Source organism: Priestia koreensis (genome assembly GCF_022646885.1).
In the GTDB taxonomy this organism is placed as follows: Bacteria; Bacillota; Bacilli; order Bacillales; family Bacillaceae_H; genus Bacillus_AG; species Bacillus_AG koreensis_A.
Map to the genome: position 1 here is coordinate 4,197,476 of NZ_CP061868.1, position 12,755 is coordinate 4,210,230.

A 12,755-nucleotide genomic window follows, 5' to 3' on the forward strand; every position below is an offset into this window, starting at 1 on the left:
TTTCACCCCTTACTTGGCTTTAACGTAATGGAGCCTGTTTTTGATTCCGCCACGATTTTCATTGGAGAAGAACTTCCCAAATGCGTTTTAAATTGAAGCGACTTTTGAACAGTCTCACTTTTTTCATCTAAGATCTCCAAGTTTTCAACTAGACAGTTAAAGTTTCCTAGATTAGACCGAAGCGTTCCTTCTAGATCAAGCGAATCTGGAATGATAACATCAATCGATCCAGTAGTTGATTTAAAATACGCTTTTTTCCCTCGATCTCCGCTAAGGTGATATTTGATGCTTCCATTAAACGTTTGAATATCCGTACGCTCATAATCTCCTGCAATGTCAATGGAGCCGTTAATCGTTTCAGCTTCACATTTTAGCATGTAAGAATCCTTCAGCAAAATATGTCCGTTCGCCGTTTCAAGTTCAACAGATTCTCCTTTGAGTTCTGAGAACGTCACGCCACCGTTCGCTGTTTTTGCTTTTAAATCCTTTACCATAAGTTTTGCCCCTTCAATTGGTCCATTAAACATGCGGACTTTAATCCGGTCATAGGTAAATTCCGGAACATAAATTTTGGCAGCTACTTTCATTTGCTTCTTTTGAATCGTAAATCGTAGCTTGCCGTTTTCAATCGAGAACACCACGTCCTGTAAAAACATTTTGCGTGCCTCGTCCTGACTTGTCGCCTTATAAACCTTTGCCTCACACTCAATTCGTACGTCTTGACTTTGCCATGGAATAAGCGTTACGCTCCCGTTCGCTACGTCGATATCGAGCTCTGACAGGTACGCTTCTGCATGCTGAAAAATATGCTGAACGTCAACCGAAGGACCAAAATTGAAATCAAGATCGACATCCTTTACCTTTTTCAACGTTTGATTCACGAATCCCATCAGCTTCTCCTTTAATGGTGGAGCAGCCACTTTTTCTTTATAGAAAGCCTTTGGTTCCTTATCTAAGACAACGGTGGATACATCTTTGCTGTTTGATACTTGCTGACCGGGTGAGCTTTCGTTTTCTAATGAATTCAACAGAACGAGTGCCTCATCCACCGATAGCTTTCCATCCTCAACCATTTGTAAAATTTGCTTCTTTTTATCCATGCTTCTCTCTCCTTTTTTCACATTTGTACGAACCACGTCGTTTTTAATTCAGCAGTGCTTTAATACCCTTTACAATGTTCCAGACAATCACAATAAAGATAATAATGGCAGAAATCACGACTAATAAAAGGAAACCATAAAAAGCAGTTGAATCTGAATCTATGCTATAAAAATAGAGAAGGGTAAATACAGGAATAAGGACGACTGGGAATACGTGAGAAAGCAACGCAGCTTTCGCATCCCTTTTTACCTCATATTCGTTGGTGATAAAATACACTACAACCGGCAATAAAAACGGTGCAAAAAAGATACTAAAATAACACAAAGCGGAAAGAATTTTGCGAACCTCCACTTTATCAACTCCTTTATAGGTTATACGATTAATCAGCGAAGAAGTTTCAAAATTATTGATCCTTTTTAACTCTATTCCGCGTGAAATAAGAACATGTTAGTTGTACTTTAAATACAAATTGTTTTCCCGATTTTCGCTCATCGCAACCTTTCTTCGTATGTCACTCAATAAATAAAAAAACGAGCAGAAGAAACTCTTCTGCTCGTTTTTTATTTATTTCACTGCTTCCATTTCCTCAAGCTTCTTTTTCATACGCTCGCGTTCACGCTCTAAAATAGGCTTTAAGTAATGACCAGTATATGATTCTTTCACTTCAGCTACCTCTTCAGGTGTTCCGGTTGCGACAATCTCGCCGCCCTTATCTCCACCTTCAGGGCCTAAGTCGATCAGATAATCTGCTGCTTTAATAACATCAAGATTATGCTCAATAACAAGCACTGTATCTCCATTGTCCACTAGGCGCTGTAAAACCTTCAATAGACGCGCAATATCATCAACATGCAGACCTGTTGTTGGCTCATCTAGAATGTAAAGCGTACGGCCTGTTGAGCGTCGATGAAGCTCAGAAGCAAGCTTCACACGCTGTGCTTCCCCACCAGACAGTGTTGTCGCAGGCTGTCCAAGCGTAATGTAGCCAAGGCCCACATCTAAAATCGTTTGAAGCTTGCGCTTAATTTTCGGGATGTTCTCGAAGAAATGAAGCGCATCTTCTACCGTCATATCTAACACATCTGAAATGCTTTTATCTTTGTATTTTACTTCTAGCGTTTCTCGGTTATAGCGTTTACCATGACAAACTTCACACGGCACGTACACATCAGGTAAGAAATGCATTTCAATCTTAATGATTCCGTCTCCGCGGCAAGCCTCACAGCGACCACCTTTTACGTTGAAGCTAAAGCGACCTTTTTTATACCCACGTACGCGCGCCTCATTTGTTTGTGCGAACACGTCACGAATGTCATCAAATACGCCTGTATATGTCGCTGGATTTGAACGCGGGGTACGGCCAATTGGAGACTGATCAATGTCAATAACCTTATCCAACTGCTCAATTCCCTTAATTTCTTTATGCGCTCCAGGCTTACTTTTCGCTTTATGAAGTTTTTGCGCCAATGATTTATGAAGAATTTCATTGATCAACGTACTTTTTCCTGATCCAGACACACCCGTTACCGCATTAAATGTCCCGAGCGGAAGCTTCACTTTTACGTTCTTCAAGTTGTTCTCTTTTGCTCCTACGATCTCAATCATACGTCCTTTATCAACCTTGCGACGCTCAGTCGGAAGCGGAATGAACTTTCGTCCGGACAAATATTGTCCCGTTAGTGAATTCTCATCTTCCATTACTTCTTTTGGCGTTCCTTGTGACACGATCGTCCCGCCGTGAACACCAGCTCCAGGGCCAACATCAATCAGGTAATCCGCTGCCATCATCGTATCCTCATCATGCTCGACGACGATGAGCGTATTCCCAATGTCACGCATATTTTGAAGCGTTGAAATTAGGCGGTCGTTATCACGCTGATGCAGACCAATCGAAGGTTCATCAAGAATATATAAAACGCCTGTTAAGCGAGAACCGATCTGAGTTGCAAGACGGATACGCTGTGCCTCTCCGCCTGAAAGCGTTCCGGCCGAGCGATTCATCGTTAAATAATCCAACCCTACGTTATTTAAGAACCCTAGACGTTCGCTAATTTCACGCAGAATGAGTCTCGCAATTTGCATTTCCTTTTCAGAAAGAGAAAGACCCTCAAAGAAATCAAACGCTTCTTTTACAGAAAAAGTCGTCACTTCGCCGATATGCTTATCATCGATTTTAACCGCTAGCGTTTCCTCTTTTAGACGATGTCCTTTACATTTCGGACACGGCTGTTGCGCCATGTATTTTTCCATTTGCTCGCGAATAAAGTCAGAGCTCGTTTCCTTGTAACGACGCTCTACGTTGCGCACAACGCCTTCAAATTGAATGTGATTTTCGCGCACTTGTCCAAAATCATTTTCATAGCGGAAGTAGATTTTCTCACGTTCACTTCCATATAAGATTTTGTCTAGCTGATGCTTTGGCAGATCTCGCACTGGCGTATTCATGTCAATGCCGTAGTGATTACAAACCGCCTCTAGCAGCTGTGGATAGTACTGTGAGCTTGTTGGTGCCCACGGTGCAATCGCATCTTGTTTTAGAGTTAAATCATAATCAGGAATAATGAGTTCTTCATCCACCTCAAGCTTTGAGCCGAGACCGTCACAGCTTGGGCACGCACCAAATGGACTGTTGAAAGAGAACATGCGCGGCTCTAACTCACCAATGGAGAACCCGCAAATCGGGCATGCGTGATGCTCACTAAATAAAAGCTCTTCTTCCCCAATAACATCAATTGTTACACGGCCGTCCCCTAAGCGAAGGGCTGATTCTAATGAATCAGACAATCGCGCCTCAACGCCTTCTTTCACAACGATTCGGTCAACCACTACCTCAATGGAGTGTTTTTTGTTCTTCTCAAGCTCAATATCCTCAGACACTTCACGCATCTCTCCGTCTACACGAAGACGAACGTATCCTTGCTTTTTAATATCTTCAAATACTTTTACATGGGTGCCTTTTCGACCCGATACCATCGGTGCGAGCACTTGAATTTTCGTTCGTTCAGGGTATTCTAAAATGCGATCAACCATTTGCTCGATTGTTTGAGACGTAATTTCGATCCCGTGATTCGGGCAGACCGGGTGACCTACACGAGCAAATAAAAGACGTAAATAATCGTAAATCTCCGTTACCGTTCCAACCGTCGAACGAGGGTTACGACTTGTTGTCTTTTGATCAATTGAAATTGCGGGCGATAGCCCTTCAATCGTATCGACATCTGGCTTATCCATTTGTCCTAAAAATTGTCTTGCATAAGCAGACAGCGACTCTACATATCGTCGCTGTCCCTCTGCATAAATCGTATCAAAGGCAAGAGATGATTTTCCTGATCCTGATAAACCCGTCATAACGACGAGTTTATCACGAGGAATATCGACATCAATATTTTTTAGATTATGAGCCCTCGCACCTTTGACGATTAGCTTATCCTTTGCCATATCTATGTCATCCTTCCGCTTTTAGCTCTAAAAGTAAATCGCGCAGTTCTGCCGCGCGTTCAAAGTTCAATGCTTTTGCTGCTTCTTTCATCTCTGCTTCCATACTTGCAATGAGCTTTTCACGTTCTTTTTTGTTCATTTTTGAAACTTCTGGTAACGCTGTTTCGTATGTTTCTTCCTCTTCTGCGACTTGCGTAGCGCGAATCGAAGCACGAACGGCCTTTTTAATCGTTTGTGGCGTAATGCCATGCTCTTCGTTGTATGCGATTTGAATTTCACGGCGACGCTTCGTTTCTCGAAGGGCAATATCCATCGAATTGGTAACCTTGTCAGCGTACATAATAACGTGACCATTTGAGTTACGGGCAGCACGTCCAATCGTCTGAATGAGCGAGCGTTCTGAACGTAAAAACCCTTCCTTATCCGCATCTAAAATCGCAACGAGGGAAACCTCCGGAATGTCCAATCCTTCACGAAGTAGGTTAATTCCGACAAGAACATCGTACTTTCCGAGACGAAGCTCGCGAATTGTCTCAATTCGGTCGAGCGTTTTCACTTCAGAATGAAGGTATTGAACCTTAATCCCAATTTCTTTTAGATAGGTCGTTAAATCCTCGGACATTTTTTTCGTTAGCGTCGTAATAAGCGTTCGTTCATCTCTTTTAATGCGCTCATGTATTTCTCCGATGAGGTCGTCAATCTGACCTTTAATTGGACGCACGTCGATCGTTGGATCAAGTAAACCCGTAGGACGAATGATTTGCTCAATTACTTCCGGTGCCTTTTCACTTTCATATGGTCCTGGCGTTGCTGATACGTAGACCGCCTGCTTCACATGCTTTTCAAATTCATCGAACATGAGCGGTCGATTATCTAACGCAGATGGAAGACGGAAGCCGTGATCAATTAGTACTCCTTTACGCGCTTGGTCACCGTTGTACATTCCACGTACTTGTGGAAGCGTTACGTGTGACTCGTCAATGACAAGCAGGAAATCCTCTGGAAAATAGTCCAGAAGCGTGTATGGAGTGGAGCCTGGTGGGCGAAGTGTGAGATGTCTGGAGTAGTTCTCAATCCCTGAACAAAAGCCCATTTCTCTCATCATTTCGAGGTCATACCTTGTACGCTGCTCTAAACGCTGTGCTTCTAAAAGCTTATTGTTTTCACGAAGATACGCTAATCGTTCTTCAAGCTCTTTTTCAATATTATCAATTGCTACCTTCATTTTTTCTTCGCGGGTAACGAAGTGAGACGCTGGAAAGATTGCAACATGTTCACGTTCACCGAGGATTTCTCCCGTTAATGAATCCACTTCGCTAATACGATCAATTTCATCACCGAAAAACTCCACTCGAATGCAGCGTTCATCGCGTGAAGCTGGGAAAATTTCGACTACGTCTCCTCGAACACGAAACGTTCCGCGTTTAAAATCGATATCGTTTCGCTCATACTGAACATCGACAAGCTGGCGAAGAAGCTGATTTCGCTCTCGTTCCATGCCAACACGAAGAGACACAACCAACTCATTATATTCTTCTGGCGAACCTAAACCGTAAATACAGGAAACGCTGGCGATAATAATGACGTCGTTGCGTTCAAATAATGAGGACGTTGCAGAGTGACGAAGCTTATCAATTTCATCATTGATGCTTGCGTCCTTTTCAATAAATGTATCCGTTTGAGGCACATAAGCCTCTGGCTGGTAGTAATCATAATAGCTGACAAAATACTCTACCGCATTGTTTGGGAAAAATTCCTTAAACTCACTATATAATTGACCAGCTAGCGTCTTGTTATGGGCAATCACTAGCGTTGGTTTGTTAATTTCTTTAATGACGTTTGATACGGTGAACGTCTTCCCCGTTCCCGTTGCGCCTAGCAATACTTGATGTTTTTTTCCTTGCTGAATTCCTTCAACAATCTTTTGAATTGCTTTCGGCTGATCACCTTGAGGTGAATAAGCTGACACTAGTTCAAATTCAAGCGAATCGTTCACTCAAAAGCCTCCAATCCAACCAAAATATATTTTCATTGTACCACATTGTTTCTTAAAAAAACCAAAAATACGAACTTATATTCGTATAACTTTTTTACCTGTTTCTTTCCTTTTTCCTCAACTTTTCCAAACAAAAAGCCGAACAAATAGATCCCTATCTGTTCAGCTTTCCCTTTTTTCTTAAAAGATTAACACCTATTCTTACACACTCTTTTTCATTCGTTGAATCATGTTCCGAGCTTGGAGAACACCAAGAAGCAGTGACAGCGTATCAATGGCTACGATAAGCGGATAATTGGCGTACCCTTTATAAATAGAAATAACAATTAGCATCGCTGTTAAAGCGGTGGACACGTACAAATTATAGGTTACCCTCGCAAAAAGAATGACTAAAAACCACGGTACTATTAGCGCTACAATTAATTTGATCAGCATACGTCCCCACCCCTTTTTTCCTTATTTTAGCACAAAACAAGCAAGTGCGAAGAACGCACTTGCTTGGATGAGCGATTTTTATGGAAGAGGCTCTACCGCTACGTTTCCAACGGTTACAGCTTCCGTATATTTATTTGTACTACCTTCGCGCAATCGGATATTAGCACTGCCAGTTGAACTTGAATTCAATTGAACATTGATGACCTTTTGACCGTTTCCTGAAGCATCTGTTGTAACGGAGAAGTTACTGCTATAACCATATGCAGATGGCCAGCTACCGTCTGCGTTCTGAACTTTTGCAATTTGGCTTCCTGATCCATTATAGATACCTAGATTCAGCGTGCTATACGTCGTATTTGCCGCCATACCTGTGACTTTCACACGAATTTGGAACGTCCCTGTTGTTGGTAAAACAGCTTGGTGGTCAAATGAGTATCCAGCTGTAGCCGGAGGCTGTGTTGTTCCTCCACCCTTGTATCCGTAAGAACCAGAAGCGAATGTAGACGTATCGTACCATTTGTAGCCTGCTGTAGGTGCTGACCATGGCTCTACCTGTGGTTCCGTCGATTGACTTGGTTCTTCAAACGCTAAAAGCGATGTTTTTGGATCTAACTGAAGACCTGATACTTGGTTAAGCGACGTATAGCTTTCTTGTTTTGACAACCAAGTCACCATGTTCACAAGAAGCGTTGCATCGTTTTGTTCTTTGAATCCATCATACGTCGTTTTTGTTGAACCTGTATCTTCACGCTTATATTTTGGTGTCGCATCTTCTACAGGAGACGAATCGCCAATGAATGCCGCCTTTCCTGCCCCAACTTTTGAAACGGCAGCAAATGGTCCTTCAGCTCGTCCTCCACCGTTATAAACTCCTTGATCAACGGCATTTCCCCATTTAGTTGTCGTTTGTGGTAAATAGACAATTCCTTTTGCTTTTGTTGGGTCCATAATCGCGAGCGTTGATCCAGCATGCATAGCAGCGGTTGAAACACCTTGCGTAATGCCAAATGATTGTGAAGGCGCTACGATATCATTTGCCGTAATATCCCCTAATGCATTATAGCGGAAACGAACACCAAAGTTTGTTCCTAACCAATCTGAGCTTGTCACTCCTTGCATTGCAGCAGAAGATGCTTCCTCCGTGCTCATACCTTTCGCTGGGTTTGTCCATGCTCCTCGACGGTAGCCATTAAAAACTTCGGAAGAATCCCAGCGGTTTTTATTACGATCGGCGTTGTAATGATCGGCGATGAAAAAGATGCTCCCACCGTTTTGAACGTACTGAAGAAGTGCCGCCTGCTCAGAAGCTTTATATGGAATATTTGCTTCTGGAATAACGAACACGCTATAACCACTTAAATCACTATATGTAATCGGCGTCGTTTTCCGAAGCTCTTTTACATCAAATCCGTTGTTCGCTAAGCCGTTTCCAAAGTCTGAAAACCCGCCGTCAATTACCCAGTCGGCCGTTCCTGCTGTTTGGCCATGAGTGTTATCGAACAAGACTTTCTTGCCGTTATTAGCGTTGACCACTTTGGCACTGATCGAAGGTGCCGGATCTGTTGCGCTTTCTGCTAAAGCTGGTTGAGATGAAGAAGGAAATGAAACTGATAAAGCCGTTAACACCGTTAAAGCTGCATACCCTAAACGTCCATATTTTCTTTGCATGCTGACATGCTCCTCTCAAATTTGTGAAAAAGGATTTCCTTTTACAAGAGGATTATAACAGGTAAATTTGAAAGTTTATTTAATTTAATGTAAATTATGAATATTTCTCAATAAATGAGAATTTATACCTATTTCAGACAATAAAAAAAGACCTTTAGCCAAATAGCTAAAGGTCTTTGAAACGTAACGGCTCAGCCTCTTCCTGCTTGGAAAGAAGGATATTTAGTCATACCACCGTCAGCAAATAATGTAATACCAGTTACATAGCTTGCTTCAGAAGATGCTAACCATGCTGCTACAGCTGCTACTTCTTCTGGTTTACCGATGTAACCCATTGGGATCATGCTTTCAACGTCAGCGCGTTGTACAGGATCAGCAAATTTTTCTGCATTGATTGGTGTATTCATTGCACCAGGTCCGATGTTGTTTACGCGGATACCTTTTGGCGCATATTCAAGAGCTAATGTTTCAGTCATTAACTTGATTCCACCTTTACTTGCTGCATAGTGAACAAATAATGGCCAAGGAATCATTTCATGAACACTAGACATGTTGATGATGTTTCCTTTTACGTCGTTTTCTACGAAATATTTAAGTGCTTCACGGCTACCTAAGAAAGCACCTGTTAAGTTTGTATCGATTACTTTGTTCCAGTTGTCTAATTGTAATTCGTGAGAAGGAACTGGATTTTCAACACCTGCGTTATTGATCATAACGTCTAGTTGACCAAATTCTTTGATTGCTGTTTGAACAAGATTTACAACGTCTTCTTCTTTTGTTACGTCGCCTTGTACGATGATTGCTTCTCCACCAGCTTGTTCAACTTCTTTTTTAGCGTCTTGTGCTTCTTCTTCGTTATTGTAGTAGTTAATAACTACTTTTGCTTCTTCTTTACCAAAACGAACGGCCATTGCACGTCCAAGACCTGTTGAACCACCTGTAATTACGACTACTTTACCTTTTAAATCTGTATACATAACAAATTACCTCCTGTTGTAATCAATCATATTTTTATTATGAGCTAGGCGATGGAAATTTATCCTTTGGCCATTCCTAAGAATACGCCACCTAGAATGATTAAAATAATCCCGATTGTAATAGATACCATTTGGCGTTTTGATTTCTTTTCACCAAGTAAGAAAATACCGCCAAGTGTTGAGATAACGATCCCCATTTGAGATAGTGAGAAGCTTGTTGCTACCCCTACTTTTGGTTGAGAAATAAATAAGAACATATTACCTGCTGCCCAAATTAAACCTGGGATGATGTTGCGAATTGCATATTTGTTGAATGGTTTGTGCTTCGCACTAAGAATCAGTCCACCAATTAACATCCCAATTGCTTGTGGAAGTAGAGCTGACCAACCATCTACATTAAATAAACGAGCGATTACTACGTATACTAAATACCCGATTGTAGAAACGATTAACGTAAGAATACCTTTTTTGAACTCACCTGATTTTTCAGGGTTCTTTTCACTTTCAAGTGAAGTTAATACGATACCGATAACGATAAAGATAAGAGCACAAACTCCTAATATAACAGTGGTAGTTGTAGACCACTCATGAAAAACAATAACACCGAAAAGTGCTGTTGATACTAATTGCATACCCGTTGAGATTGGCATTGTTTTTGAAACGCCAATGTACTCAATCGTTTTTAACTGGTTTCCTTGTCCTACTGCCCAGAATAAACCAGATACAATACCTACAATAAAGATCTTAGGCGTTAAGACAGGGTCGACTACGAAATAGATAACGATCGAAAAGATCAAGGCTCCTAATGTAGTCCCTAAAAGCTGGCTATATGCGCCACCGCCCAATTTAACATTAAATAAGACGATGCTTCCCCAGAAGATAGCAGGAAGAATGGCCAAAAGTATATCCATCCTAATTCGAACCTTCTTTCTAAAATGATTAGTATGTTTTTTTATCCTAGGTAACATTTCATGTCACTAGGTAACTTAACGTAACCAATCTTAAACCTAATATGTCGATTCGTCAACAGAAGTTTGTCGATTTTGTGAATTAATTTTTCAATCTTTACAATGTAACGCTTTCAATGTAAAGAATATTTTAAAAAGAAAAAAAGATAGCCTTTTCATAATAAAAATGTTACTCTATAATAAAGAATATATAGGTTATTAATTGTAACCATTTATACTAATAAGAAGGTGCTACTAAATTGAATGATTTCCAAAAATTATGTCCGAAAGTGCAAAAAACTTTCGACATTATCGGTAAAAGATGGAATGGTTTAATTATTTATGTACTAATGAGTGGTCCCAAACGTTTCAGCGAAATTCATACAAGCATTCCATCCTTGAGTAAACGTATGCTTACAGAGAGGATGAAGGAGCTAGAGGATGAGGGTATTGTCATTCGGCATGTTATTCCTGAACGCCCTGTCCGTATTGAGTATATATTAACGAAAAAAGGTACTGAGCTTGGAAGTATCCTCGGTCCTGTAAGCCAATGGGCAAATGAGTGGCTGTAAAGCTTCGTTTGCCAGAAAAAAGCGTGTCTCATCGAGACACGCTTTTTTCATGGAAGAAATGGATATTTATATATAATAGAAGAAAGTCATTCTATTTTTCATCATACAAAAAAGCAGCGGAGATCATTCCCACTGCTTTTTCGCTTCCTTATACGACCGCTGGCTTACGTTTTTTATAATCTTGTACAAACAAAATGCCTAATTCGTGATGCTCTCCGTCATACAGAGCACGCTGAGCAAAACGTACCTCACCGTGTACGTCCGCGACTTCTAGCTTACAATAAGCCCGATTTGTTTGAAGCGCCTCGTAAAATTCTTGCACGTTTGAAATGGCTATACCATTCACCTTCATAATCACTTCGCCAACACCAAGTCCCATTTTTTCTGCGGGTGATTTCGGAATCGTCGATAACACGACTAAACCGCGCTCACGCTTAGAAAAGAAAAACGAGGAGCTCTCATCACGCAGACGCTGACGAATGGTAATGAATTCACGCACTAGAATCGCAAATCCTGCAATAAAAACAGATGCAGCGGGATAGAAAAATACCGCAATGGTTGCTAGTGCAATAAAGATCCCGACAAAAAATACTCTTTTTCCCGTCATGGAAATTGAATGCACTGGAAGCATCCCTTGCACACGCTGGAAAAATCCAATGCTAAACGGAACGAAGAAAAAGCTAAACGATTGATGATGAACGTCTAAGACTGGCCACCATGAAAAGAGCTCTTGTAACACATTGCCCGGAATGAGTACAAATAGTGGGACTACCCAAAGCTTTTGTGAAAAATGAGCTCCCACATCTTGTCCACGTTTGCTCGTTACAATGGCAGGAGATGTGCCTCTATTGCCCCATCGCCAAATTAAGTAGCCTTCTGCGAGCATTAGCAGAGCTAATAAAACCATTAACGATGGCAAATCCGATTGACGGGCCTCATTTGCCCACTTTCCAAGTACACCTGTTAGACCTGTATGCTCCGGAATAAGTAGGGATACAATCATCGTTAACCCTACAATGTAAACAGGAGATAACCATCTAAACGTCCAAGGGCCACTCAATACGACTGTAAAAATCGCCATTAGCACAATCGTTCCGATGGATAAATATGTACCAAGCAATACAGAGGCCACGGATAAAATCAGGCCAATTATAATTCCTGGGACAAATAAGTGCTTTAGCTCTAAAACAAAGTCAAATACACGCACATGAAAATTCTTTCTCTCTCGCTTTACTCGGGACAATCCGATAAAGAATGCAACCAAGATAAAAAAGTACGTTAGAGGATGCATAAATAATCGACCGAAGCCTTTGAGTAATTCTAAAACAATCTCCACCCTTAATCACCACCTACTATCTCTATATCAAAACGGGTAAAACGTATGGATCTTTGATGTATGTACGCTTTCTGTTTCCACCTTCACAAATGAAAGTTACACGTAATCCTATTCTATCAAAAATACACAGTGAACATAAGAGCTTGATTTATCCTATTTTTGAAATCTCTGTGCCACTCCCCTGCACTCTTTCCCTTTTCAGAAGTAAACGAATCATTCTCCCAAAATGTTTCACGTGAAAATGAGCTCACATAAAAAGCTCCCAAACGACTTGGTTTGGGAGCT

10 protein-coding genes are annotated in these 12,755 nt (G+C 41.2%); 1 reads left to right on the forward strand and 9 read right to left on the reverse strand.

The features are described from left to right. Positions 1-2: 2 nt before the first annotated feature. The 8 genes from IE339_RS22065 to IE339_RS22100 all read right to left on the reverse strand — a co-directional run bounded on the left by IE339_RS22065 (position 3) and on the right by IE339_RS22100 (position 10,526). Entirely contained in the window at positions 3-1,100 is a 1,098-nt protein-coding gene (locus IE339_RS22065) for a DUF4097 family beta strand repeat-containing protein (RefSeq protein WP_242171461.1), read from the reverse strand. A 43-nt stretch (positions 1,101-1,143) separates the two neighbouring features. After that, a complete protein-coding gene (locus IE339_RS22070; RefSeq protein ID WP_053403593.1) occupies positions 1,144-1,452 on the reverse strand; it encodes a magnetosome magnetite crystal formation protein family in 309 nt (102 codons plus the stop codon). Positions 1,453-1,665: 213 nt separating this feature from the next. Continuing rightward, positions 1,666-4,539, reverse strand: a complete 2,874-nt coding sequence (uvrA, locus tag IE339_RS22075; protein ID WP_242171463.1) for an excinuclease ABC subunit UvrA — start codon at positions 4,537-4,539, stop codon at positions 1,666-1,668. A gap of 7 nt (positions 4,540-4,546) precedes the next feature. Then, positions 4,547-6,535 carry an excinuclease ABC subunit UvrB gene (uvrB, locus tag IE339_RS22080; protein WP_242171465.1) on the reverse strand — a complete coding sequence of 663 codons (1,989 nt, stop codon included), beginning with the start codon at positions 6,533-6,535 and terminating at the stop codon, positions 4,547-4,549. Positions 6,536-6,736: 201 nt separating this feature from the next. Next, positions 6,737-6,970 (reverse strand): DUF2198 family protein, encoded by a 234-nt coding sequence (locus IE339_RS22085; RefSeq protein ID WP_242171468.1) that lies wholly within the window; start codon positions 6,968-6,970, stop codon positions 6,737-6,739. Between the two features lie 78 nt (positions 6,971-7,048). Further along, on the reverse strand, positions 7,049-8,638 hold the full coding sequence (locus IE339_RS22090; protein ID WP_242171471.1) for a DNA-binding protein: 1,590 nt from the start codon (positions 8,636-8,638) through the stop codon (positions 7,049-7,051). A gap of 191 nt (positions 8,639-8,829) precedes the next feature. Next, complete coding sequence (gene gdh, locus IE339_RS22095; RefSeq protein WP_242171549.1) at positions 8,830-9,615, reverse strand: glucose 1-dehydrogenase; 786 nt, start codon at positions 9,613-9,615, stop codon at positions 8,830-8,832. A 59-nt stretch (positions 9,616-9,674) separates the two neighbouring features. Then, entirely contained in the window at positions 9,675-10,526 is an 852-nt protein-coding gene (locus IE339_RS22100) for a GRP family sugar transporter (RefSeq protein ID WP_242171552.1), read from the reverse strand. A 296-nt stretch (positions 10,527-10,822) separates the two neighbouring features. On the opposite strand from IE339_RS22100, the gene IE339_RS22105 reads away from it, so the two are divergent. Then, the gene (locus tag IE339_RS22105) at positions 10,823-11,134 is read left to right on the forward strand and encodes a winged helix-turn-helix transcriptional regulator (RefSeq protein WP_053403600.1); all 312 of its coding nucleotides are present in this window, start codon (positions 10,823-10,825) and stop codon (positions 11,132-11,134) included. A 148-nt stretch (positions 11,135-11,282) separates the two neighbouring features. Here the strand turns inward: IE339_RS22105 and IE339_RS22110 are convergent, their stop codons facing one another. Then, positions 11,283-12,470 (reverse strand): PDZ domain-containing protein, encoded by a 1,188-nt coding sequence (locus IE339_RS22110; protein ID WP_242171554.1) that lies wholly within the window; start codon positions 12,468-12,470, stop codon positions 11,283-11,285. Between the last annotated feature and the right edge of the window lie 285 nt (positions 12,471-12,755).

Coding starts and splice junctions, on each gene's coding strand:
- IE339_RS22065 (WP_242171461.1), bottom strand. CDS start 1,100: ATGGATAAAAAGAAGCAAATTTTACAAATGGTTGAGGATGGAAAGCTA.
- uvrA (WP_242171463.1), bottom strand. CDS start 4,539: ATGGCAAAGGATAAGCTAATCGTCAAAGGTGCGAGGGCTCATAATCTA.
- IE339_RS22085 (WP_242171468.1), bottom strand. CDS start 6,970: ATGCTGATCAAATTAATTGTAGCGCTAATAGTACCGTGGTTTTTAGTC.
- IE339_RS22090 (WP_242171471.1), bottom strand. CDS start 8,638: ATGCAAAGAAAATATGGACGTTTAGGGTATGCAGCTTTAACGGTGTTA.
- gdh (WP_242171549.1), bottom strand. CDS start 9,615: ATGTATACAGATTTAAAAGGTAAAGTAGTCGTAATTACAGGTGGTTCA.
- IE339_RS22100 (WP_242171552.1), bottom strand. CDS start 10,526: ATGGATATACTTTTGGCCATTCTTCCTGCTATCTTCTGGGGAAGCATC.